22 protein-coding genes are annotated in these 24,910 nt (G+C 57.4%); 12 read left to right on the top strand and 10 right to left on the bottom strand.

The genetic code is table 11. The annotated features are described in order from the left end of the window. Positions 1–42 precede the first annotated feature (42 nt). Positions 43–1,419, top strand: coding sequence for a Trk system potassium transporter TrkA (gene trkA / locus NH461_RS16345; protein WP_261601313.1), 1,377 nt, complete (start codon positions 43–45; stop codon positions 1,417–1,419). A gap of 5 nt (positions 1,420–1,424) precedes the next feature. After that, a complete protein-coding gene (locus NH461_RS16350; protein WP_261601314.1) occupies positions 1,425–2,870 on the top strand; it encodes a TrkH family potassium uptake protein in 1,446 nt (481 codons plus the stop codon). A 93-nt stretch (positions 2,871–2,963) separates the two neighbouring features. On the opposite strand, the gene trhA is transcribed toward NH461_RS16350, so the two are convergent. The 3 genes from trhA to NH461_RS16365 form a co-directional block, all read right to left on the bottom strand. Further along, complete coding sequence (gene trhA / locus NH461_RS16355; RefSeq protein ID WP_261601315.1) at positions 2,964–3,623, bottom strand: PAQR family membrane homeostasis protein TrhA; 660 nt, start codon at positions 3,621–3,623, stop codon at positions 2,964–2,966. Positions 3,624–3,715: 92 nt separating this feature from the next. Continuing rightward, entirely contained in the window at positions 3,716–4,501 is a 786-nt protein-coding gene (locus tag NH461_RS16360) for a sporulation protein (protein WP_261601316.1), read from the bottom strand. Positions 4,502–4,636: 135 nt separating this feature from the next. Next, positions 4,637–5,314 carry a FadR/GntR family transcriptional regulator gene (locus NH461_RS16365; RefSeq protein ID WP_261601317.1) on the bottom strand — a complete coding sequence of 226 codons (678 nt, stop codon included), beginning with the start codon at positions 5,312–5,314 and terminating at the stop codon, positions 4,637–4,639. A gap of 299 nt (positions 5,315–5,613) precedes the next feature. Between NH461_RS16365 and NH461_RS16370 the strand changes: the two genes are divergently transcribed. The 5 genes from NH461_RS16370 (at position 5,614) to NH461_RS16390 (ending at position 9,632) form a co-directional block, all read left to right on the top strand. Beyond that, positions 5,614–5,799, top strand: coding sequence for a hypothetical protein (locus NH461_RS16370; protein ID WP_261601318.1), 186 nt, complete (start codon positions 5,614–5,616; stop codon positions 5,797–5,799). Between the two features lie 134 nt (positions 5,800–5,933). Beyond that, positions 5,934–6,200 carry a YihD family protein gene (locus tag NH461_RS16375; RefSeq protein WP_261601319.1) on the top strand — a complete coding sequence of 89 codons (267 nt, stop codon included), beginning with the start codon at positions 5,934–5,936 and terminating at the stop codon, positions 6,198–6,200. A 246-nt stretch (positions 6,201–6,446) separates the two neighbouring features. Continuing rightward, on the top strand, positions 6,447–7,877 hold the full coding sequence (ccoG, locus tag NH461_RS16380; RefSeq protein ID WP_261601320.1) for a cytochrome c oxidase accessory protein CcoG: 1,431 nt from the start codon (positions 6,447–6,449) through the stop codon (positions 7,875–7,877). Between the two features lie 96 nt (positions 7,878–7,973). Further along, a complete protein-coding gene (locus NH461_RS16385) occupies positions 7,974–8,963 on the top strand; it encodes a serine/threonine protein kinase (RefSeq protein ID WP_261601321.1) in 990 nt (329 codons plus the stop codon). Between the two features lie 66 nt (positions 8,964–9,029). Next, positions 9,030–9,632 (top strand): DsbA family protein, encoded by a 603-nt coding sequence (locus tag NH461_RS16390; protein WP_261601322.1) that lies wholly within the window; start codon positions 9,030–9,032, stop codon positions 9,630–9,632. A gap of 58 nt (positions 9,633–9,690) precedes the next feature. Here the strand turns inward: NH461_RS16390 and NH461_RS16395 are convergent, their stop codons facing one another. Beyond that, the gene (locus NH461_RS16395; RefSeq protein WP_261601323.1) at positions 9,691–11,223 is read right to left on the bottom strand and encodes a YifB family Mg chelatase-like AAA ATPase; all 1,533 of its coding nucleotides are present in this window, start codon (positions 11,221–11,223) and stop codon (positions 9,691–9,693) included. A 420-nt stretch (positions 11,224–11,643) separates the two neighbouring features. On the opposite strand from NH461_RS16395, the gene ilvG reads away from it, so the two are divergent. The 5 genes from ilvG to ilvA all read left to right on the top strand — a co-directional run bounded on the left by ilvG (position 11,644) and on the right by ilvA (position 17,967). After that, a complete protein-coding gene (gene ilvG, locus NH461_RS16400) occupies positions 11,644–13,290 on the top strand; it encodes an acetolactate synthase 2 catalytic subunit (protein ID WP_261601324.1) in 1,647 nt (548 codons plus the stop codon). After that, positions 13,290–13,538 (top strand): acetolactate synthase 2 small subunit, encoded by a 249-nt coding sequence (ilvM, locus tag NH461_RS16405; RefSeq protein ID WP_261601325.1) that lies wholly within the window; start codon positions 13,290–13,292, stop codon positions 13,536–13,538. The genes ilvG and ilvM overlap by 1 nt, the downstream gene beginning before the upstream one ends. 21 nt (positions 13,539–13,559) lie before the next feature. Then, entirely contained in the window at positions 13,560–14,504 is a 945-nt protein-coding gene (locus NH461_RS16410) for a branched-chain amino acid transaminase (RefSeq protein ID WP_261601326.1), read from the top strand. Between the two features lie 62 nt (positions 14,505–14,566). Continuing rightward, positions 14,567–16,408: a dihydroxy-acid dehydratase gene (ilvD, locus tag NH461_RS16415; RefSeq protein WP_261601327.1), complete on the top strand. Its 1,842-nt coding sequence runs from the start codon at positions 14,567–14,569 to the stop codon at positions 16,406–16,408. Positions 16,409–16,413: 5 nt separating this feature from the next. After that, positions 16,414–17,967 (top strand): threonine ammonia-lyase, biosynthetic, encoded by a 1,554-nt coding sequence (gene ilvA, locus NH461_RS16420; RefSeq protein WP_261601328.1) that lies wholly within the window; start codon positions 16,414–16,416, stop codon positions 17,965–17,967. A gap of 63 nt (positions 17,968–18,030) precedes the next feature. Here the strand turns inward: ilvA and NH461_RS16425 are convergent, their stop codons facing one another. From NH461_RS16425 to atpD, 6 genes are all read right to left on the bottom strand, one after another. Next, on the bottom strand, positions 18,031–18,408 hold the full coding sequence (locus NH461_RS16425; protein ID WP_261601329.1) for a helix-turn-helix transcriptional regulator: 378 nt from the start codon (positions 18,406–18,408) through the stop codon (positions 18,031–18,033). Between the two features lie 292 nt (positions 18,409–18,700). Then, positions 18,701–20,536 carry a glutamine--fructose-6-phosphate transaminase (isomerizing) gene (gene glmS / locus NH461_RS16430; RefSeq protein ID WP_261601330.1) on the bottom strand — a complete coding sequence of 612 codons (1,836 nt, stop codon included), beginning with the start codon at positions 20,534–20,536 and terminating at the stop codon, positions 18,701–18,703. Between the two features lie 28 nt (positions 20,537–20,564). Continuing rightward, positions 20,565–21,338, bottom strand: a complete 774-nt coding sequence (locus tag NH461_RS16435) for a DeoR/GlpR family DNA-binding transcription regulator (RefSeq protein ID WP_261601331.1) — start codon at positions 21,336–21,338, stop codon at positions 20,565–20,567. 181 nt (positions 21,339–21,519) lie between these two features. Further along, complete coding sequence (gene glmU / locus NH461_RS16440) at positions 21,520–22,881, bottom strand: bifunctional UDP-N-acetylglucosamine diphosphorylase/glucosamine-1-phosphate N-acetyltransferase GlmU (protein ID WP_261601332.1); 1,362 nt, start codon at positions 22,879–22,881, stop codon at positions 21,520–21,522. Between the two features lie 175 nt (positions 22,882–23,056). Further along, positions 23,057–23,479: a F0F1 ATP synthase subunit epsilon gene (locus tag NH461_RS16445; RefSeq protein ID WP_261601333.1), complete on the bottom strand. Its 423-nt coding sequence runs from the start codon at positions 23,477–23,479 to the stop codon at positions 23,057–23,059. Between the two features lie 17 nt (positions 23,480–23,496). Next, entirely contained in the window at positions 23,497–24,903 is a 1,407-nt protein-coding gene (gene atpD, locus NH461_RS16450) for a F0F1 ATP synthase subunit beta (protein ID WP_261601334.1), read from the bottom strand. Between the last annotated feature and the right edge of the window lie 7 nt (positions 24,904–24,910).

Here is a 24,910-nt window from a genome sequence, read left to right on the forward strand (position 1 = left end):
GCGTAGTAACCTAAAGCAGAACGAACCGTAAACAGAGATGCTATGAAGATTATCATCCTCGGTGCCGGTCAGGTCGGCGGCACACTGGCCGAAAACCTGGTGGGCGAGAATAACGACATCACCATTGTCGATAAAGATCCGGAGCGGCTGCGCGAGCTGCAGGACAAGTATGATTTGCGGGTGGTCCAAGGCTTTGCCAGCCATCCCCGCACGCTGCGCGAAGCCGGTGCCCAGGATGCCGATATGTTGGTGGCCGTCACGAACTCCGACGAAACCAACATGATCGCCTGTCAGATTGCATTTACCCTGTTTAACACCCCGAACCGGGTGGCGCGGATCCGTTCACCGGAATATCTCAAAGAGAAAGAACACCTGTTCCAGTCCGACGCGGTACCGGTCGATCACCTGATCGCGCCGGAAGAGCTGGTGACCGGCTACATTGAGCGACTGATTGAGTACCCGGGGGCGCTGCAGGTGGTCGGGTTCGCCGAAGACAAAGTCGGCCTGGTGGCCGTCAAAGCCTATTACGGCGGTCCGCTGGTCGGCAATGCTCTGTCGGCGCTGCGCGAACACATGCCGCACATTGATACCCGGGTCGCGGCGATTTTCCGTCAGGGACGGCCAATCCGGCCGCAGGGTACCACCATTATTGAAGCCGATGACGAAGTCTTCTTCGTCGCGGCCAGCAACCATATCCGCTCGGTGATGAGTGAGCTGCAACGGCTGGAGAAACCGTACAAGCGGCTGATGATTGTCGGCGGGGGGAACATCGGCGCCGGTCTGGCCCGTCGCCTGGAGCAGAGCTACAGCGTCAAACTGATCGAACGCAACCCGGAGCGGGCTGAGAGCCTGTCCGAAATGCTGGAAAATACCATTGTGTTTTGCGGCGATGCTTCCGATCAGGAACTGCTGAGCGAAGAGCACATCGAGCAAATCGATGTATTTGTCGCCGTCACCAATGATGATGAAGCCAATATCATGTCAGCCATGCTGGCCAAACGGATGGGCGCCAAGAAAGTCATGGTGCTGATCCAACGTGGTGCCTATGTCGACCTGGTTCAGGGCGGCACCATCGATATTGCGATCTCGCCGCAGCAGGCCACCATTTCAGCCCTGCTGACCCACGTGCGCAAGGCCGACATTGTCAACGTTTCCTCGCTGCGCCGTGGCGCGGCCGAGGCGATTGAAGCCATTGCCCATGGTGATGCCAGCACCTCGAAAGTGGTCGGGCGGGCAATCGGGGAGATCAAACTGCCGCCGGGCACCACCATCGGCGCCGTCGTGCGCGGGGATGAAGTGTTGATCGCCCATGACCGCACCGTGATCGAGCAAGACGATCACGTGGTGATGTTCCTGGTCGACAAGAAGTATATCCCTGACGTTGAACGCCTGTTCCAACCAAGCCCGTTCTTCCTGTAACTGCTATGGTGAACTACCGTCCCATTTTATTTGTGATCGGGCTGGTCCTTTCCAAGATCGCCCTGTTCATGTACGTACCCACGCTGCTGGCCTTTTTTACCGGCACCGGGGGTTTTATCGACTTTGCCACTGCGGTGCTGATCACCCACCTGGTGGCATTTCTCTGCCTGACGCTCGGCCGGACTGAGGAGTTCAAACTCGGGGTGCGGGACATGTTCCTGATCACCACCCTGGTGTGGACCATCGCCAGCGCCTTCGCCGCCTTGCCGTTTGTGTTGATTAACCACATCAGCTTTACCGATGCCTACTTCGAGACCATGTCGGGGATCACCACCACCGGCTCTACGGTCCTCAGCGGGTTGGACGAAATGGCCCCGAGCATTCTACTGTGGCGCTCGACCCTGCAATGGCTGGGCGGGATCGGCTTTATCGTGATGGGCGTTGCCATCCTGCCAATGCTGAACGTGGGCGGGATGCGGCTGTTCCAGACCGAGTCTTCCGACTGGTCGGATAAAAGCTCACCGCGGACCAAAAACGTGGCGAAGAATATCGTCAACGTCTACCTGATCCTGACCGGACTGTGCTTTATCGGTTACCTGTTGGCCGGGATGAATTCCTTTGATGCCATCAACCACGCATTTACCACCCTGTCGACCGGCGGCTATTCCACGTCCGACGGCTCGATGAACCACTTCTCCAACCAGGCCCACTGGGTGGCGATCGTGTTCATGTTTGCCGGGGGCCTGCCGTTTTTGCTGTTTGTGCAGGCATTGCGCAAGAAAAAAGTCACCGCGCTACTCAAAGATGCCCAGGTCCGCGGCTTTACCCTGCTGGTGCTGTCAGCCGGGCTGGCTGTCGCCTGCTGGCTGACCTGGCAGCAGGACTATACGTTCAGCGACGCGTTTCGGGTGGCACTGTTTAATATCGTCTCGGTGGTCACCACCACCGGCTTCGGGCTGTCCGATTTCTCAGCCTGGGGACCGTTTCCGACCATCGTGTTTGCCTTTATGATGCTGGCCGGCGGTTGCTCCGGCTCCACCGCCGGCGGGGCCAAAATCTTCCGTTTCCAGGTCGCGCTGGCGCTGCTGCGCAAGCAGATGATGCAGCTGATCCACCCGTCGGGTATTTTCGTCCAGCGCTACAACGGCCGCCCGGTGACCGACAATATCGTGCGCTCGGTAGTGGCCTTTGCCCTGACCTTTATTCTCACCATCATCGTGGTCGCGGCCATCTTAGGCGGCCTGGGATTGGATCCGGTGACCAGTATCACCGGGGCCATGACCGCCGTCGCCAATGTCGGGCCGGGGATGGGCGAGGTGATCGGGCCGACCGGGAACTTTGCTTCCCTGCCGGATCTGGCCAAATGGGTTTTAAGTTTCGGGATGTTGATGGGCCGGCTGGAGATCCTGACCGTCCTGGTGGTCTTCTTCCCGGCCTTCTGGCGGAACTAATTCAGAACGCGAACCCTTGACGGGTGCAACACCTGATCAGCCTCGACGCTGGCTGCCAGTCCCGGGGCTGATCAGGGGATTCACCGATTTCGGCTAAATCGGCTCCACATAGAAATAGATCGAGCAAAAATGGCACACAGTACCGCCGAGCACGAACAGGTGCCAGATGGCATGATTGAACGGCACCCGGTCCCAGACATAGAAAATCACCCCCAGCGAATAGACCAGCCCGCCGGCACCCAGCAAGACCAGTCCCCCGGTCGATAAGGATAAAGCCAGCGGATAAACCGCGACCAGGGCCAGCCACCCCATCACCAGATACGTGATCAGGGACAAGCGCTTAAACCGGTACACAAAGGCAATTTTCAGCACAATGCCAACAAGGGCGATACTCCAGATCACCGCCATCAGCGTGATCGCCAGCGGGGTGCGGAGTGAGATCAGCAAGAAAGGCGTGTAGGTCCCGGCGATCAGCAAATAGATCGCGCAGTGATCGAAGGTTTTCAGGGCCCGCTTGGCGCGCTCAGACGGGATCGCATGATAGAGGGTAGAGGCCAGATACAGCAGGATCATACTGCTGCCGTAAATACTCAGGCTGGTAATACTCAACCCGTCCGCACCGGCATCAATGGCCTGGTTTAACAGTAAAACCAGGCCGACAATCCCGAAAATCATCCCCAGGCCGTGGCTGATGCTGTTCGCCACTTCTTCGGCCACCGAATACCCGGAGGTTGCTGCCAATTGCTTTGCCATCTATACGGCTCCTCATGAGAGTATTAACTCAACTGATTCGCAGTATGGCACACTTTAGCTTACAGGTGTAAGCTGAAATAAATAATTCACTCTCAGGTGTGCTGATCCAGATAAGCCAGCACCCACTTGCCCGCCTGCGACGGTGGGGTATCCGCCGGGATCACACAATGCCGTGCCAGCTCGCCCTGCTGCCCGAGCAATCCGGCCAGCATTCCCCGCAGGCCATGATGACGGCGATCGATTTCAAACCAGAGCGCCAGTTCAGTGTCATGGCGATAGGCCACAATTTCCAGCTCCCGCCACCGGCCATGGAACGGCCCGGCAACCGGCACCAGTTCAAACTCCTGCACGAAGGGCAGGGGAAAGCCTTGCGCAGCCTCGCACTCCACCTGGCGGATCCGCAACCCCGCCTGCTCCAGCGCGGTGAACACACCGTCCATCAGCGGATCCGGACGCACCGTCAGCCGGTCACGATCTTTCGGATCCAGAGCCAGCGGAATATCGAGGTGGGTTTCGAGCCAGACTTTGGCATCGCCGATGGTAATGGGGGTGTTGTACGGCAGCGTCAGCGCCACCTCGAATTGCCGGGTATCCCCGGCGGCCACGGTAAAGGGTTCCGCCAGCGACCAGTGGGCCAGCGTACAGGTCTGGCGGATGGTTTCCGGCTCGGATGACTCATCCTCCGTTTCGACATCTGCCAGATACTGGCAACACAGGTAGAGCTGGATACGCTCTACCTTCTGGGCTGCCTTGCCGCCCTGAACAACCACGGTGATCGGCAGGGTTTCCCCCGGGATCAGCACATCACGCTGTAAGACCGCATCCACTTTGGCCGCACCAATCCCGAGACTGGCCAGGCTTTTCCGTAACAAAGACATCCCCCCTCCTCAATCCGTTGACTCAGATATGCAACGAATATAGTGTGCAAAGAATTGGGGTCAGCCGCAAGCAAGCGCCGCGGGGAAATGAAAAAGAAAAACGGAGCCTGGGCTCCGTCTCGAAATTCTGGGAAATTATTTCAGCAAATCAATGGTGGCCTGGCGGGCAGCGTCCGGATCCCGCGCCAGGATCCCATCCACAATCCGCTGATGAATATCCAGCTTCAGCACCCGATCGCGGGTGATGATCCGGAAATAACTTTCAAACACCGCTTTGAACAGGTTCCCGAACGGACTGATAAAGTGATTCCCCGAAGCAAAATAGATCAGCTGATGGAAACGGGTATCGACATCAATCCATTGCTCCTGATCGAAATTATCGCCCAGTTGATACATCGCCTCCATCAGGGCTTTCAGCTCCGCCCGATCCGCCTCGCTGGCATTGACCGCCGTCAGTGCCGCGGCCTGTGGCTCCAGCGTCATGCGAACCTGCTGGAATTCTTCGACCAGTTCATGATGCTGTTCACAACTGAGCCAGACCAGTAAGTCCTGATCCAGATAGTTCCAGTTACGCTTGGGCAGGACCCGGGTCCCGATACGGGGGCGGGGCAAGACCATGCCTTTGGCGGCAAGCATCTTAATGGCTTCACGCACAGCAGTACGACTAACGCCATACATTTCGCCCAATTCAACTTCGCCCGGCAGAATATCTCCCGGTACGGTTTCTCCACGCAGTATCCGCTGGCCAATCGACTCGGCCAGTTTGTAAGATAGGTTCCGGTTGGTCACTAACCGTTGCTGATCCCGTTCCATTTTCCCTCCCAGGCTATTTTTATAATAGTTGCCAGCTAGAGGCATTAGACCACAAAGCACACAGTGAGAAACGGTTTATCTTCACAGATGCCGATAAGGCTAACAGTTTCTTGCTGTTATTCCCCGCAGACCGCACTAGAAGCCACCACAAATATTCGCTCGACTTCATATTTGGTTGCTGATATATTCGCCGCCGAAAAATACCCGCACTGCCGCACAGGATAGGTTTCGCCAGCGATAACGGCGGCAGTGACTTGATTGATTTGGCCACGGATGCGCCGCCTCACGACAGGTGAACCATGCGCTCAACAACTTTTGCCAGAATGGCCCCCCGCAGCCCGGCACGCTTGCGTGCAACCGCGCACGCCGCACGCTGCAAGGCCAAACCCCAAGCCACCGCGACCCTGCTGACCTTAACACCGGCAACCGGTGAGCCGAACAGCCCGCAGCCAACCCGTCCGGTACACGAAGGACAAGCGGCCTGATGGCCGACGGTGACCGTCTTGCCACGGTCACCGTCTGATCTGACATTTGTAACCCTACTCGGTTTGGGGTAATTTACCCGGATAAAAACCAGGCCTATTCAGGCCGTCTTGTCCGCCGAACCCAGGGAGCCGCCATGAAAACCCACCGCGTCAACGAACTAATCGAACTCTTGCATCCTGCCTGGCAAAAATCGCCGGACCTCAACCTGGTCGAATTTCTCCTTCAGCTGGCCGAAGAAGCCAAATACCAGGGGAAACTGGCCGAGCTGACCGATGATGTACTGATCTATCATCTGAAAATGCGCGAGCATGCGCCCGATGCCATGATCCCGGGGATCGCCAAAGATTGCGAGCCGGACTTCAAAACCGCTATTCTGCGCGCCCGCGGGATCCTCAAATAATCCCGCGGCAATCCGCCGATCCCCCCCTGACGCCGGCACCATCTGCCGGCGTCATCTGTTCTACCCTGTCAACTCCTGATCTGTATCTGTTCGCCAAACTATGACCTTGTTAGAGTTATGGAAAATACGTCTGTAATATAATCAACGCAGTATTTGTGCATATAAAAAGATGAGCGGTCAGGCAACGTACCGAACCGTAAGCCCTTGCTATAGTTATAAATGGGGTCACCCAAGGAAAGTAATGTCATGAGCCATGAAAGAATCAAGATAAAGGATGTAACACCGCAAGAGTTCAATCCCAAAACCCACAAAGGAACCTCTGATCGCTTCAATCCCAGCAACCGCATTTATGTCCGGGCTGTGTATGGGGTTTACCAGAAACTGCGCCGCAACACGGGCTGGTTGCTGATGCTCCTGTTTATGGGCCTGCCCTGGATCCCGTACGGTGATCGCCAGGCCATTCTGCTCGATATCGGTCGTCAGCAGTTCAATTTCTTCGGGACCACCCTCTGGCCCCAGGATCTGACCCTGCTGGCCAGCCTGCTCATGATTGCGGCCTTTGCGCTCTTCTTCATCACCACCTTTTTGGGCCGGGTCTGGTGCGGCTATCTCTGCCCCCAAACGGTCTGGACGTTCATCTATATCTGGTTTGAAGAAAAGCTTGAAGGGCCAGCGAACAAGCGGCGCACGCAAGACAGTATGAAACTGACCGGCAACCTGCTGGCCAGAAAAACTGCCAAGCACATCGCCTGGTTCGCCGTGGCACTGGTCACCGGCCTGACGTTTGTCGGCTACTTCCTGCCGATCAAGGCATTGTTTGTTGACTTCTTCACCTTCAATGCCAGCTTCTTGGCCGGTTTCTGGGTCCTGTTCTTTGCCGGCTGTACCTATGCCAACGCCGGCTGGATGCGCTCAATCATGTGTATTCACATGTGTCCGTACGCCCGCTTCCAGTCTGCCATGTTCGACAAAGATACCTACATTGTCGGCTACGACGTCCAACGTGGTGAGGCCCGCGGGCCGCGTTCGCGCAAGAAAGACCCGAAAGAGCTGGGCCTGGGTGACTGTATCGACTGTAACCTCTGTGTGCAGGTGTGTCCGACCGGGATCGACATCCGCGACGGCCTGCAATATGAGTGTATTAACTGTGGTGCCTGCGTCGATGCCTGTGACCAAACCATGGATCGCATGGGGTATGAGCGCGGGCTGATCAGCTACACCACCGAGCATAAACTGGCAGGCCACAAGACCCATGTCATGCGGCCGAAACTGCTGGGCTACGGTGCAGTGATGGTGGTGATGATCGGCCTGTTCTTCTACCTGATGACCACCATCCAGCCGATGGGGCTGGATGTGATCCGTGACCGCAACCAGTTGTTCAAAGTCAATGCTGAAGGGCTGGTTGAAAACACCTATACCCTGAAGCTGCTCAATAAAACCCAACAGCCGGCGGTATTTAACCTGCGTGTCGAAGGACTGGAAGAAATCGAATGGTACGGTCAGCAACAGGTCACTGTCGCCGCCGGGGAAATTTACACCCTGCCGGTCAGCCTGGGCGTCGACCCGTACTTACTGAAAGAGCCAATTGCCAACATTACTTTCGTAATGGAAAAAGAGGCCGGGGACGAAACGCTGGAGCTGAGCACCGAAAGCCGGTTTATCGGTGACTTGCGCTAACGCTTGAAGCCGTCACACATAAAATCAGGGCCGGAAACGGCCCTTTTTTATGAAAGTGTTATACTGACAAGCCAAACACAGGCTCGGAATGTTCAAATGACACAACAAGATGGTTTTAGTTTTTCTGATCTGACCCCCGACTTGCTGCTCGATGCCCTCGACAGTGTCGGGGTACGTGCCGAATCCGGCCTCCTGCCGCTCAACAGCTACGAAAACCGGGTCTACCAGTTCAGTGCCGAAGACGGGGCCCGCTACGTCACCAAGTTTTACCGTCCGCACCGCTGGAGTGACGCGCAGATCCAGGAAGAGCATGATTTTGCCCATGAGCTGGCTGTGCAGGAAATTCCGGTCGCCGCCCCAATCCTCCATGATGGCCAAAGCCTGCACCACTACCAGGGGCACCGCTTTGCCCTGTTTCCCAGCCTGGGCGGCCGCCAGTTCGAGGTCGATAACTATGACCATTTAGAATGGGTCGGCCGGTTTCTCGGACGCATCCACCAGGTGGGTCAGCGCCAGCCTTTCCGGCACCGTCCGACCATCAGTTTGACGGAATACCTGGAACAGCCCAGAACACTGCTGGAAAACAGCCTGTTCATTCCGGACCACCTGAAAGCCGCTTTCTTTGCCGATCTCGATCGGCTCATCGACGCGCTGTCCCAGCGCTGGCATACCGACTGGCAGCCCCTGCGCCTGCACGGCGACTGTCACCCGGGCAATATTCTCTGGCGCGACGGCCCGCTGTTTGTCGATCTCGATGATGCCCGCAACGGCCCGGCCGTACAGGATTTGTGGATGCTGCTGAGCGGCGAGCGCAACGAGCAGCTGGCCCAACTCGATACCCTGCTCGAAGCCTATAGCGAATTTGCCGACTTCAACCCGAAAGAATTGCAACTTATTGAGCCATTACGCGGTCTTAGAATGGTCTACTACATGGCCTGGCTGGCCAAACGCTGGCAGGACCCGGCTTTTCCACGGGCTTTCCCCTGGTTTGCCGACGGTAAATACTGGGAAGGGCAGGTCCTGGCATTCAAGGAGCAACTGGCCGCACTCAATGAACCGCCCCTGCAATTGATGCCGCAGTGGTGATATTGTCATAACCTCAACCGAATGACCGTGCAGGTTATTCAATTTTCTCAGGGAGAATCTCGTAACATGTTTAAAAAGCTATTTGCACTGGCGACTGCTGCCATGCTGTCATTCTCGGTTCAGGCCGCCAAGTTCACTGAAGGGGATTACTACAAAGTCCTGGATCTGCCAAAATCCAGCACCCCGATCGTGACGGAGTTTTTCTCGTTTTACTGCCCGCACTGTAACCGGTTTGAACCGGTGATCCAGGCGATGAAGAAAACCCTGCCGGACAACGCCAAACTACAAAAAAGCCACGTCTCTTTCATGGGCGGTGCGATGGGTAAATCCATGAGCAAAGCGTACGCGACGTCTGTAGTGCTGGGTGTCGAGGACAAAATGATCCCGGTGCTGTTCGGCCGCATTCACAGCATGAACAAGCCGCCGCGCAACGATCAGGAATTGCGTCAGATCTTCATCGATGAAGGCGTCAAAGCCGAAGCGTTCGACGGCGCCTTCAACAGCTTTGCCGTGAACTCTATGGTCAACCGTTTTGACAAAGGCTTCCAGGACAGCGGCCTGACCGGTGTTCCGGCGCTGATCGTCAACAACAAGTACCTGGTGCAAACCGGCAAAATTGCCTCCACCGAAGAGTACTTCGAGCTGGTCAATTTCCTGCTGAAAAAGTAAACCCGTTGCCATCTCAACGACAAAAGGGCCGTAGGGCCCTTTTTTGTTATCGCAACGCCTACATCGCCTGAGACGTCAGTTGCTTCATCAGCCGATCCATGGCCCGGTAGCCCAGTGCTTCGGCCAGGTGGGCCCGTTCAATCTGGGCACATCCCGCCAGATCGGCGATCGTCCGAGCCACCTTGATGATGCGGTGATACGCGCGGATCGACAGACCGAGCTGGTGCAGCGCGGTTTCGAGAAAATCGGCATCAACCCGCGCCAGGGCGCAGTGATGCTCCAGCTCCCGGGTCGAGAGCAGCGCGTTAACTTTCCCGGCGCGATCCACCATCGCCGCGCGCGCCCGGAACACCCGCTCGCGGATCACCGCCGTCGGATCGCCGCGATCACCGCCTTCCGCTAATGTGCCGCGGGGCAGGGCGGGGATCTCAATCGACATGTCGAACCGGTCCAGTAAAGGCCCGGACAGTTTGCCCAGATAGCGCAAAATCGCCTGCGGGTTGGTCCGCGCCTGATTGCCTTCATAGTAGCCGGTCGGACTGGGGTTCAGCGCACCCACCAGCTGAAAGCGGGCCGGGAAGCGGGTTTTGCTGGTGGCGCGGGAGATCACTATCTCCCCCGACTCCAGCGGCTCGCGCAGCGAGTCGAGCACCTTACGCTCAAACTCCGGCATTTCGTCGAGAAACAATATCCCGTTATGGGCCAGGGAGATCTCCCCCGGTCGCGGCACCGAGCCACCACCGACCAGAGCCGCCATCGAGCTCGAATGGTGCGGGGTGCGAAAAGGGCGACGGCGCCAGTTACCCTCATGCAAGGCCTGCCGGGTGAGCGAGGTCACCGCAGCCGTCTCCAGCGCCTCCTCAATACTCATCGCCGGCAGCAGATCGCACAGCCGCGAGGCCAGCATGGTTTTCCCGGTGCCGGGCGGGCCAAGAAACAGCAGGTTATGCCCGCCTGCTGCGGCAATTTCCAGCGCCCGTTTGCCCTGTTGCTGGCCGATAATATCCTGCATATCCCGCCCGGAAACGGGCGTGTTGTCTTCCGGCGGTGAGGCCTGGCGTACCGACAGACTCAGCTGTTGTTGACCGCATAGCTGACCGCACACCGCCAGCAAATCCGGCGCCGATTTATGGCAGTCGCGACCCACCAGCGCGACCTGATCGCCGTTGCGATCCGGCACCACCAGACAGCGTCCGGCCCGCTTGGCCGCCAGGGCTGCCGGCAGTGCGCCCTTGACCGGCCGGAGTTGGCCGGAGAGCGCCAACTCACCCAAAAATTCATAATCTTGCAGGCTTTGTGTCGGAATTTGCCCGGAAGCGGCCAAAATCCCCAGCGCAATCGGCAGATCAAACCGGCCGCCTTCCTTGGGCAGATCGGCTGGCGCCAGATTCACCGTAATGCGCCGGGAAGGGAACTCAAAGTTGGCATTCACAATGGCACTTCGCACCCGATCCCGTGCTTCTTTCACCGTGGTTTCCGGCAACCCGACCAGGGTCAGCGCCGGCATCCCGTTACTGATATGCACTTCCACCGTCACCGGTGGGGCACCGACACCCACACTGGCGCGGCTGTGAACTATGGCTAACGTCATCCTTACCTACCCTGGAGCCGAGTGGCCATACCGACCTGTCTCTGGCTGAAATTCATGCAAGACTGGGCTCAACGTAGCCTATTTATGCAGGCAGGATGAAAAACAATCTGAAGTTTTTTCTTGTCATGCGAGTCATGTCTGTGTTACCACTAAAGACGCACAACAAATGAACAATAAAACTGGACAGACAGTCAATGCCATTAAACGCCAACATCCTCGTACTCATTCTCAACATTATCGTGGTGATTATTACACCGCGAGAGGGGCTGGCAGGCGTAAAATAGCAACAAACACAACACACGCAAAAAGCCCCCGCACCAACCGGTCCGGGGGCTTTTTTTTAACACTTGGAAGTCAAATCATGCTGAACAGGCCATTGGGAGCCGTTTCAGCAACTCGCAGGATATATGAGGAGCTGAAATGACAGGAGCAGAATTAGTAGTCAGCGCGCTACAGCAACAAGGAATATCGACCGTCTTCGGGTATCCGGGCGGGGCGATTATGCCGATCTATGACGCGCTGTACGGCAGTGCAGTCGAACATGTCCTTTGCCGCCACGAGCAGGGTGCCGCCATGGCCGCCATCGGGATGGCCCGGGCCACCCAGGATGTCGCCGTCTGCATGGCCACTTCCGGTCCCGGCGCCACCAACTTAGTGACCGGTCTGGCCGATGCCTTTCTCGATTCTGTCCCGCTAGTGGCTATCACCGGACAGGTGGCCAGCAGCCATATCGGTACTGACGCCTTTCAGGAAATGGACGTGATCGGGATGTCGCTGTCTTGTACCAAGCACAGCTATTTGATCACCGATATCAACGAACTGGCCCCCACCCTTGCCGAAGCGTTTGAAGTGGCCAAAACCGGTCGTCCCGGCCCGGTCATCGTCGATATCGCCAAAGATGTTCAACTGGCCCAAGCGCCGGTCACCGACCTGCCCGAGTTCACGCCGCCCGCCATGCCGGTGGCCGAGCCGCAAGCCCTGCAACAGGCCCAGGCGCTGCTGGCCGAGAGCCAGCGCCCGGTGCTGTATGTCGGCGGCGGCGTCCAGCTGGCACACGCGACCCACACAGTGCGCACCTTCCTGGCTATGAACCCGATGCCGGCCGTCAGTACCCTCAAAGGGCTGGGGACCATTGATCGCCATCACCCGCATTATCTGGGGATGCTGGGGATGCACGGCACCAAGGCAGCCAACCTGGTGGTCCAGGAAGCCGACCTGCTGATCGTCGTCGGCGCCCGGTTTGATGATCGGGTCACCGGCAAGCTGGAGACCTTCGCCCCCCATGCCAAAGTGATCCACCTGGATATCGATGCTGCCGAGTTCAACAAACTGCGCCATGCCCACGCCGCACTGCGTGGCGATATCAACACCATCCTGCCGCAACTCGAGCTGGCCGGTGATATCGCTCCCTGGCTGGCCCACTGCCAGCAGCTGCGCACGGAGTTCAAATGGTGCTACGACCATCCGGGTGAACTGATCTATGCCCCGCTGCTGCTCAAGCAACTGTCGGACATGATGCCGGACAGCACCATGGTGTCGACCGATGTCGGCCAGCACCAGATGTGGGCCGCCCAGCACATTCAACCGCGGGCGCCGCAGAACTACATCACCTCGGCTGGGCTCGGCACCATGGGCTTCGGCCTGCCGGCGGCGATGGGCGCCAAGCTGGCCCGCCCGGCGGATGAGTCAGTGCTGATCTCGGGCGACGGCTCGTTCATGATGAACGTCCAGGAGCTGGGGACGCTGAAGCGCAAGCAAATCCCGGTCAAGATGGTGCTGATCAACAACCAGCGCCTGGGTATGGTCCGCCAATGGCAATCACTGTTCTTCGACGGCCGCCACAGCGAAACCATCCTCGACGACAACCCGGACTTTGTCATGCTTGCCAACGCATTCGGGATCCCCGGCAAAACCATCACCCGCAAAGCAGAGGTCGAGCAGGCCCTGCGGGAAATGCTGGCCAGTGACACCCCGTACCTGCTGCACGTGCTGATCAGTGAAGAAGAGAACGTCTGGCCCTTAGTTCCGCCCGGCGCTGCCAACCAAGATATGCTGGAGAACACATAATGGACAGATATTTACTCGACATCAAAGCCGATGATAAGCCAGTATTACTAGAGCGCGTGTTACGCGTGATCCGTCACCGCGGTTTTATCATCAAGCAGGTGACGGCGACGCAAAATCAAGAAAGTAAAATTGCCAGTATTGAAATCATCGTCGACAGCGATCGCCCGATCAGCACCCTGATTAACCAAATTGAGAAGTTATGGGATATTCGGACGGTCGAGACCACAAACATTGGATTACAAAATTAAAACATAAGGAAGGTACCCAGAATGGCAAACACAGCAGATTACATTTGGTTCAATGGTGAGCTCGTTCCCTGGCAGGATGCCAAAGTCCATGTCCTGACCCACGCCATGCACTACGGCACCTCCGTCTTTGAAGGGATCCGTTGTTACGATACCCCGCAGGGGCCGGTGGTTTTCCGTCACCGGGAGCACATGCAGCGCCTGAAAGACTCCGCCAAGATTTACCGTTTCCCGATCCCGTATACCGTCGATGAACTGATGGAAGCCTGCCGGGAAACCCTGCGCGAGAACAAGCTGTCGTCCGCCTATATCCGTCCGCTGGGCTATGTGCCGAATGTCGGCCTGGGCGTTTGTCCGCCGGCCGATACCCAAATGGATCTCATCATCGCCGCCTTCTCCTGGGGGGCCTACCTGGGCGAGGAAGCCCTGGCCAGCGGTGTGGATGCCATGATCTCCAGCTGGAACCGCGCCGCACCGAATACCATTCCGACCGCTGCCAAAGCGGGCGGCAACTATCTCTCCTCCCTATTGGTCGGCGGCGAAGCCCGTCGCCACGGTTATGCCGAAGGGATTGCCCTGAGTGTCGACGGCTACCTGTCTGAAGGGGCCGGGGAGAACATCTTTGTGATCCGCAACGGCGTGCTCTCGACCCCACCGGCCACCAGCGCAATTCTGCCGGGGATCACCCGCGACGCCATCATGACCCTGGCGACTGGGCTGGGCTATGAGATCCGGGAAGAGAATATTGCCCGCGAGGCCCTGTACCTGGCCGACGAAATCTTCATGACCGGGACCGCGGCGGAAATCGTGCCGGTGCGCAGCGTCGATCAGATCACCGTCGGCAGCGGCGCCCGCGGCCCGATCACCGAAAAAATTCAGTCCACCTTCTTCGGCCTGTTCAACGGCCAGACCGAAGACAAATGGGGCTGGCTGGATCCGGTCTATCCGTCGCAATCGAACCATCAGTAATAGAATCACCTGTCGCTGCCCGGAAAGCATCCGGGCAGCCGCCCGAAAAGGAATTTGAAGTTATGCCAAAGTACCGCTCAGCCACCACCACCCACGGCCGCAATATGGCCGGTGCCCGCGCCCTGTGGCGTGCCACCGGTGTGAAAGATGAAGATTTCGGTAAACCAATCATCGCCGTCGTCAACTCATTTACCCAGTTCGTCCCGGGCCACGTGCACCTGAAAGATCTGGGCCAGCTGGTTGCCCGAGAGATTGAACAAGCGGGTGGGATCGCTAAAGAATTCAATACCATCGCAGTTGATGATGGGATTGCGATGGGCCATGGCGGTATGCTGTATTCCCTGCCGTCCCGTGAGCTGATTGCCGATTCAGTCGAGTATATGGTCAATGCCCACTGTGCCGATGCCATGGTGTGCATCTCCAACTGCGATAAGATCACCCCGGGGATGCTGATGGCCTCCATGCGTCTGAATATCCCGGTGATCTTTGTCTCCGGCGGCCCGATGGAAGCCGGTAAAACCAAACTTTCCGATCAGATCCTCAAGCTGGATCTGGTCGATGCGATGATCCAGGGCGCAGATCCGACGGTCTCGGACGAGCAAAGCGAGCAGATCGAACGATCCGCCTGTCCGACCTGCGGCTCCTGCTCCGGCATGTTCACCGCCAACTCGATGAACTGCCTGACCGAAGCCCTGGGCCTGAGCCAGCCGGGCAACGGCTCACTACTGGCCACCCATGCCGACCGCAAACAACTGTTTCTCAATGCCGGCAAGCGCATTGTTGAGCTGACCAAACGCTACTACGAGCAGGACGATGCCACGGCCCTGCCACGCAACATCGCCACCAAGCAGGCGTTTGAAAATGCCATGGCGCTGGATATCGCCATGGGCGGCTCAACCAATACCGTGCTCCACCTGCTGGCTGCCGCCCAGGAAGGCGAGGTCGACTTCACCATGACGGACATCGACCGGATGTCCCGCCAGGTCCCGCACCTGTGTAAAGTCGCGCCATCGACCCAGCAATACCATATGGAAGATGTCCACCGCGCCGGGGGCGTCTACGGCATTCTGGCCGAGCTGGACCGCGCCGGGTTGCTGCACAGCGACTGCCACAATGTGCTGGGTCAGACCTTTGCCGAGACCCTCAAGCAATTCGACATCGTGCAGACCGACTCGGAAGCGGTCAAAAGCTTCTACCGCGCCGGCCCGGCCGGGATCCGCACCACCCAGGCTTTCTCCCAGGATTGTCGTTGGGAGACCCTGGATGACGATCGGGAAAACGGCTGTATCCGCCGCAAAGAGCACGCCTTCAGCCAGGATGGCGGGCTGGCCGTCCTGGCCGGCAACATGGCCCTGGACGGTTGCATCGTGAAAACCGCCGGGGTAGACGAGAGCTGCCTCAAGTTTACCGGACCGGCCATTGTGTTCGAGAGCCAGGAAACTGCGGTCGAAGGGATCCTGGGCGGCAAAGTCAAAGCCGGGGATGTGGTGGTGATCCGCTACGAAGGACCGAAAGGCGGGCCGGGCATGCAGGAAATGCTGTACCCGACCACCTACCTCAAGTCGATGGGCCTGGGCAAAGCGTGCGCCCTGATCACCGACGGTCGTTTCTCCGGCGGCACCAGCGGGCTGTCAATCGGCCACGCCTCTCCGGAAGCGGCCAACGGCGGCACCATCGGCCTGGTTGAAAACGGCGACACCATCGCCATTGATATCCCGAACCGGACTATCGAACTCCAGGTTGACGACGCCACCCTGGCCGCCCGTCGTGCCGAGGCCGACCGCCGGGGCTGGAAACCGTTGGCTCGCCAGCGCGAAGTCTCCTTTGCCCTGCGCGCCTACGCCAACCTGGCCACCAGCGCCGATAAAGGGGCCGTTCGCGACAAGTCCAAACTCGAGGAATAAGGCCGATGAACGAAGCCAAACAAACCGCAGACGCCCCCTGCCTGAGTGGGGCAGATTATCTGCGCGATATCCTGCGCGCCCCGGTTTATGAAGTCGCCCAAGTAACGCCGCTCCAGGCCATGCAGCGCCTGGGCGCACGCATTGGCAACCAGGTGCAGCTCAAACGGGAAGATCGCCAGCCGGTGCATTCGTTCAAGCTGCGCGGGGCCTACACCATGATGGCCCAGCTGACCGAGGCCCAGTGCCAGGCCGGGGTGATTGCTGCCTCGGCCGGCAACCATGCCCAGGGGCTGGCCTTGTCCGGCCGCCAGCTCGGCGTCAGCACCGTGATTGTGATGCCGCGGACCACGCCGGATATCAAAGTCGATGCAGTCCGCAGTTTCGGTGGCAACGTCGTGCTGCACGGCAGCAACTTCGATGAAGCCAAGGCCCATGCCGAAGCGCTGGCGACCAAACACGGCTATACCTTTATCCCGCCGTTTGACCACCCGGCCGTGATTGCCGGGCAGGGCACCATCGGGATCGAGCTGCTACAGCAAAACGGCCATCTCGATTATGTCTTTGTCCCGGTCGGCGGCGGCGGCTTAGCCGCCGGGGTCTCGGTGCTGCTCAAACAGCTGATGCCGGAGATCAAGGTGATCGGGGTCGAGGCCGAAGACTCGGCCTGCCTGCGCGCAGCACTGGATGCCGGCGAGCCGGTCACCCTGGATCAGGTCGGCATGTTCGCCGACGGGGTGGCAGTGAAGCGGATCGGCACCGAGACCTTCCGACTTTGCCAGCAATACCTGGATGACGTGATCACCGTCTCCAGCGATGCCATCTGCGCTGCGGTGAAAGATATCTTTGAAGATACCCGGGCGATTGCCGAACCTTCCGGGGCGCTGTCCCTGGCCGGCCTGAAAAAATATGCCGACGAGCACCAGCTGCGCGATCAGCAACTGGCAGCGATCCTTTCCGGCGCCAACCTCAACTTTCACGGCCTGCGCTATGTCTCCGAGCGTTGTGAGCTGGGAGAGAAACGGGAAGGCCTGCTGGCCGTCACGGTCCCGGAGCGCCCCGGCGCCTTCCTAGATTTCTGCCATCTCTTGGGCGGGCGGGCCGTGACCGAGTTTAACTACCGCTACAATGATGACACCCTGGCCAATGTATTTGTCGGCGTACGGTTGATGCAGGGGCAGGAAGAGCTGGACAGCATCATTGCCGACTTGCGTAAAGGCGGATACCCGGTGGTCGATCTATCCGACGATGAAATGGCCAAAGTGCATGTGCGCTATATGATCGGCGGGCGGCCGTCCAAGCCGCTTCAGGAGCGACTCTACAGTTTCGAGTTTCCGGAATACCCGGGAGCGCTGCTCAAGTTCCTCACCACCCTGGGTACCCAGTGGAACATCAGCCTGTTCAACTACCGCAACCATGGTGCCGATTACGGTCGGGTACTCTGTGGCTTTGAGTTGGCCGAGCACGATCTGTTGTCATTCACCAGCCACCTGCGTGAACTGGGTTACCATTGGAAAGATGAAACGGACAACCCGGCCTATAAGTTCTTCCTGGCACAGTAACTTAGCCGGTGTCGTCTTGACATTCGAACAAGCCGCAGCCTTCGGGCTGCGCTTCGTTCTGGATTAGCGGTCTTTGTGAGTCAGGGCGCGGGTATACTCCGCCATGAAACCGGCCAGATTAATGCTCTGTTGCAAGATCACGTTGCGAGCCGAGTGGGGCAGGCGACTGAAGTATTGCAATAAGCGATCAATCTCCTCCTTGTATTCGCTTTCCAGGATCTCAATCCCCTCATCACCATAGACAAACCAGGTCAACGGGCGCTCGGTGATCGTGGCAATTTCCGACAACAACCGGACTTTCGGCTCGGTTTTACCGGTTTCCAGATCCAGGTAGGTCTGGCGGGCCACGCGCAGTTGCTGCGCCATGTGAACCTGAGTCAACCCTTTCCATTCCCGCGCTTCCTTAATACGCGCTGCAATTTTCGCTTTGGGATCTGTCATCTCTAACCTCCTGCACAGATTGAATTGAAGACTGCTTGGTGCTCTAACCATTTAGTTGCACAACACACGCCAACTTTGTGTACATGAGATACAGCCTGAAAAATCAAAAGGTTAAAATGGTATCGACGAGAAGGTTCTTATTTTGAGTCGCAGTTCGTTCACGACAATGCCGGTTTTTTTCATTTCGCAATAAATGCGTCATTCATGTCTAGCGTAGCTTTTTCTGACTGCCACAACGACAAAAGGCGCCGGAGTCGGCGCCTTTTCTCAGTTTTGAGAATCTCAAGATTCGTTATTCAACCGTCACGGCTTTCGCCAGGTTACGAGGCTGATCGACATCCGTCCCTTTGATCAGGGCAACATGATAAGACAGCAGCTGCATCGGGATGGTATAGAAGATCGGTGCAATAATGTCATCGACACACGGCATGGTGATGATCTGCATCCCTTCGCTGGCTTCAAAGCCCGCGTCACTATCGGCAAAGACATACAGCAGGCCGCCCCGGGCACGCACTTCTTCGATATTTGATTTCAGCTTCTCCAGCAGATCATTGGTCGGTGCGACAACAATCACCGGCATATCAGCATCGATCAGCGCCAGTGGACCATGTTTCAGCTCGCCAGCAGCATAAGCTTCAGCATGAATATACGAGATCTCTTTCAGCTTCAGCGAGGCTTCCATGGCAATCGGGTAGAACTCGCCGCGACCCAGGAACAGCGCATGGTGCTTGTCGGCAAAATCTTCCGCCAGTTGCTCAATCGGCTTGTCGAACGCCAGAGCCTTCTCGATTTGCGTCGGCAAGGCATGCAGCGAATCCACGATCTGCTTCTCTTTGGCCGTATCAATCAGGCCTTTCTCTTTCCCCAGTGCAGTCACGAACATCAGCAGGGTCACCAACTGGGTGGTAAAGGCCTTGGTCGATGCCACACCAATTTCGGTCCCGGCGCGGGTCATGAACGCCAGATCGGATTCACGCACCAGCGAGGAGCCAGCCACGTTACAGATCGTCATCGCCGACATGTAGCCTTTCTCTTTGGCCAGACGCAGAGCGGCCAGGGTATCTGCGGTTTCACCCGACTGCGATAAGGTGATCAGCAGGCTGTTCGGGCGGGTCACAAATTTGCGGTAACGGAACTCAGACGCGATTTCGACATCACAGCTCACCCCGGTCAGGGCTTCAAACCAGTAGCGGGCAACCATCCCGGCATTGTAGGAGGTCCCGCAGGCGACAATCTGGATGTGCTCGACTTTTTCCAGGATGGCTTTGGCGCCGTTGCCGATACTCTCAACAATCACCGAATCACTGCTGATACGGCCTTCCATGGTGTTGATCAGCGCGCTTGGCTGCTCGTAAATCTCTTTTTGCATGTAGTGACGGTACTGGCCTTTGTCTGCCGCATCATGCTGCAGGTTCGACTCGTGCACTTCACGGGTCACCGGCTGGCCCTGGTTATCAAAAATGTTCACTTCACGGCGGGTGATCTCCGCCACATCGCCTTCTTCGAGGAAGATAAAGCGGCGGGTAACATTAAGCAGCGCCAGTTGATCCGAAGCCAGGAAGTTTTCCCCGACACCCAGGCCAATCACCAACGGGCTGCCGGAACGCGCCACGACCACACGTTCCGGATCACGACGGTCCATCACCACCGTGCCGTACGCCCCTTCCAGTTGGGAAACAGCCTTTTGCACCGCAGCCAGCAGGGTGTCTGCGCTGCGCAGCTCCCACGCCACCAAGTGAGCAATCACTTCGGTATCCGTTTGCGACAGGAACTCATATCCCCGGGCAACCAGCATGTCACGCAACGCTTCGTGGTTTTCGATGATGCCGTTGTGAACCAGGGCAATGTGATCACCGGACATGTGCGGGTGGGCATTGATTTCAGACGGCTCGCCATGTGTTGCCCAACGCGTATGGGCAATCCCGGTGCCGCCGGCTGGGGCTGCAGTTTCAACCGCATCCGCCAGCTCCTGGACCTTGCCCAGGCGGCGGATACGCTCGAGGTTCCCCGCGCCGTCGACGACCGCCACCCCGGCAGAGTCATAACCGCGGTATTCCAGGCGACGCAGCCCTTCCACCAGAATTTCAGCGACATCACGTTGCGCGACCGCGCCAACAATCCCACACATATCTTTCTCCTCAGATCCTAAATTTGTTCTAAACTTGGTCATCCGGCGCGCAAATCACCTGCACGCCATGGTGTTCAATTTCTTGCTGAGCCTGCGCACTCAAACCACTGTCAGTGATCAGCGTACTGATGCTGCCCCACGGCAACTCCAGATTCGGGATTTTTCGCCCGACCTTACTCGACTCCACCATCACCACCACTTCCCGCGACACTTCTGCCATCACCCGGCTCAGGCCAATCAGTTCGTTAAAGGTGGTGGTGCCCCGCGCCGTATCAATGCCATCGGCGCCAATGAACAACTGGTCGAAGTCATATGAGCGTAGCACCGTCTCGGCCACCTGCCCCTGAAAGGCTTCTGAATGCGGGTCCCAGGTCCCACCGGTCATCAGCAGCGTCGGCTCGCTCTCCAGTTCATTGAGTGCATTGGCGACATTGAGCGAGTTGGTCATCACGATCAGTCCCTGCTTGTCACTCAGCAGGCTGATCAGCCCGGCCGTGGTGCTGCCGCTGTCGATAATGATGCGGTTGTGGTCCCGGATCCGTGCTGCGGCCGCTTTGGCGATTGCTAACTTACGAACCGAAATATGTTCCTCAACCTCCGTGACCATCTCCGACGGCATGGCAATCGCGCCGCCATAACGGCGCAGCAACAGCCCGTTCTTTTCCAGGGCTGCCAAGTCTTTGCGAATGGTCACTTCGGAGGTGGCAAAAAATTTGGCCAGCTCATCGACGCTGACCTCGCTCTTTTCATTCACCATGGTGACAATCGCGTGGCGACGTTGTTGGGTATTTCGTTTCGACATAAATTACGAAGTGACAGCTTTAAGTTTCGATTTGAAAGAAATGGTATCAGATCAAAACTTTTTTGATCAAGATTGTGCAATTAATTTTTGATTAAAAAGAAGCAGGATGGGAGCGTGGTTCCGTCCAGAGCATAAAAAAGGCAAGGGGAGCGCCCTTGCCTTCTGCGTACGACCAGCGAACTTATTTCTGTTTCACCGGACGCTTCCAGCCTTTAATGGTCCGGGCTGGCGCGCGAGTAATGACTAACTCACCCTCGCCGATATCGCGGTTGATGGTTGCACCGGCGCCGACCGTCGCCCCTCTGGCAATCCTCACCGGCGCAATCAGCTGGGTATCCGAGCCGATAAACACATCATCGGCAATTTCAGTTTTGAACTTGTTGGCGCCGTCGTAGTTACAGGTAATAGTGCCGGCACCGATGTTCACCCGGTCGCCAATCTCGGCATCCCCCAGGTAGGTGAGGTGATTGGCCTTCGAGCCTTTGCCCAGGCGGGCTTTCTTCATTTCCACGAAGTTGCCGACGTGCGAGTCGCCCACCAGCTCCGCCCCCGGACGCAGCCGGGTAAATGGCCCCACCGTGCAGTCTTCACCGACCGTCGCACCTTCAATGATGCTGTAAGGACGCACCAGGGTATTGTCATCAATTTCGCAATCTTTCAGCACCGAGCCGGCACCGATCACCACGTTGTTGCCGAGCGAGACACTGCCTTCAATGATCACGTTGACGTCAATTTCGACATCAGTGCCACACTGCAGCTCACCACGCAGGTCAAAACGGGCCGGATCACGCAACATCACGCCTTGCTCGAGCAGACGTTCTGCCTGCATGGCCTGATAAGCACGCTCCAGTTTGGCCAGTTGGACCCGGTTGTTCACCCCTTCGACTTCAATCGCCTTCGCCGGGTGAACCGCTTCCACCGCCCGGCCTTCATCATGGGCAATTTCAATAATATCGGTCAGGTAGTACTCACCCTGGGCATTGTCATTTTTCAGCGCCGCCAGCCAGCGTTTCAGATCGCGGCCATTGGCCACCATCACCCCGGTATTGATTTCTTTGATCAGCTTCTGCTCTTCGGTCGCATCTTTTTGCTCGACAATCGCCACCACCGGGCCGTTGCGGCGCACAATCCGGCCGTACCCCGTCGGGTCGTCCAGCACCACCGTCAGCAGGGCGATCCCGCCATCCGGCTGGGCATCGAGCAGGTTCTCCAGCGTTTCGCTGCTGATCAGCGGCACATCGCCGTAGAGGATCAGAACTTTTTCATCATCAGCCAGATCCGGACACGCCTGGTTCACCGCATGGCCGGTCCCCAGCTGCTCCGCCTGCAGCACCCAGTTCACCGACTCGTCCACCAGCGCCGCTTTCATCTGATCGCCGCCGTGGCCGTAGACCAGGTGAATGTTCTTCGCCCCGACACCGCCACAAGTATCAATGACGTGCTTGACCATCGGCTTGCCGGCCAGCGTATGCAAGACCTTGGGTAAATTCGAGTACATGCGGGTTCCTTTGCCCGCCGCCAGGATCACAGCACTGAAGCTCATGATGATTCTATCCTTCTTGATACATATTTAAGGGTTCACAGCAGGCATTGTATCGACTTCCAGGAAGCGGGTTAAGGAAAAAAGCCTTAATTTGCTACCTGCTCCCAGCGCTTCGATGACTGGGAGGTATAAAAAAAGCGACCCGAGGGTCGCTTTTTGTCAGGTATGTACCTGATTAACGCGCTTTTTTCGTCAGCTCGATCACACGCAGCTGAGCAATCGCTTTTGCCAGGTCACTGGCCGCTTGAGCAAAGTCGATGTCGCCATGCTGATTGTGGATACGCTCCTCAGCTTGACGTTTCGCTTCTTGCGCCTTGGCCGTATCCAAATCTTCACCACGGATCGCGGTGTCAGCTAGAACGGTAACCGTTCCCGGCTGGACTTCCAGCATCCCACCGGAAAGGTAGATCACCTCTTCCTGGCCATGCTGTTTGACGATTCGAACCATGCCAGGCGTAATCGCGGTCAGCAGCGGTGTGTGTCCTGCGTGAATACCCAGTTCACCTTCGCTACCGGTCACCTGGATGTTTTCAGCGCGGCCTGAGAATAGCTTTTTCTCTGCACTTACTACATCCAGATGGAAGGTTATCGCTGCCATGTCGCCTCCTACTTAGCTTAAAGCTTCTTCGCGTTTTCCAATACGTCTTCGATCGCGCCGCAGTACATGAATGCCTGCTCTGGGATGTCGTCGTATTCGCCCGCCAGAAGACCCTTGAAGCTACGCAGCGTATCTTTCAGCGCTACATAGATACCCGGGTCGCCCGTGAAGACTTCGGCTACGTGGTAAGGCTGAGTCAGGAAACGCTCAATCTTACGTGCACGGGATACGATTTGCTTGTCTTCTTCAGACAGCTCATCCATACCCAGAATCGCAATGATGTCTTTCAGCTCTTTATAACGCTGCAGGGTGCTCTGAACGCCACGCGCGATGTCGTAATGCTCTTGGCCAACAACCAGTGGGTCCAGCATACGAGATGTTGAATCCAGTGGGTCGATCGCCGGGTACAGACCCAGAGACGCGATTTGACGAGACAATACAACCGTTGCATCTAAGTGGGCGAATGTGGTCGCCGGAGACGGGTCAGTCAAGTCATCCGCAGGGACGTATACCGCCTGAACAGACGTGATCGAACCGGTCTTGGTTGACGTGATACGCTCCTGCAGCACACCCATCTCTTCAGCCAGCGTTGGCTGGTAACCTACCGCAGATGGCATACGGCCCAGCAGTGCTGATACTTCAGTACCGGCCAGGGTATAACGGTAGATGTTATCGATGAACAGCAGAACGTCACGGCCTTCGTCACGGAACTTCTCAGCCATTGTCAGACCCGTCAGGGCAACACGCAGACGGTTCCCTGGTGGCTCGTTCATCTGGCCGTAAACCATGGCTACTTTCGATTCTTCAGGATTCTCAACGTTAACAACGCCGGCTTCCTGCATCTCGTAGTAGAAGTCGTTACCTTCACGGGTACGCTCACCAACACCGGCAAATACAGACAGACCGGAGTGTTTCAGGGCGATGTTGTTGATAAGTTCCATCATGTTAACGGTCTTACCTACACCCGCACCACCGAACAGGCCGATTTTACCACCCTTAGCGAATGGACAAATCAGGTCGATAACCTTCACACCTGTTTCCAGCAGTTCAGTCGCGTTGGACTGATCTTCGTAGCTTGGCGCTTTACGGTGAATCGCGTAACGCTCTTCTTCACCGATTTCGCCACACTCATCAATTGGTTGACCCAGAACGTTCATGATACGTCCCAGAGTGGCATTACCAACTGGTACTTCAATTGGGCGGCCTGTGTTTGCAACAGACAGACCACGGCGCAGGCCGTCAGAACTACCCATTGCGATACCACGTACTACACCACCACCTAGCTGCTGCTGAACTTCCAGTACCAGCGTACCGTTTTCTTTTGCATCAACGTGCAGGGCGTCGTATACCTGCGGTACAGAGTCCTGTGGGAACTCTACGTCGACTACCGCACCGATGATCTGTACGATCTTACCTGTAGCCATCGTTAAT

This window comes from Photobacterium sp. TY1-4, from assembly GCF_025398175.1.
Lineage (GTDB): Bacteria > Pseudomonadota > Gammaproteobacteria > Enterobacterales > Vibrionaceae > Photobacterium.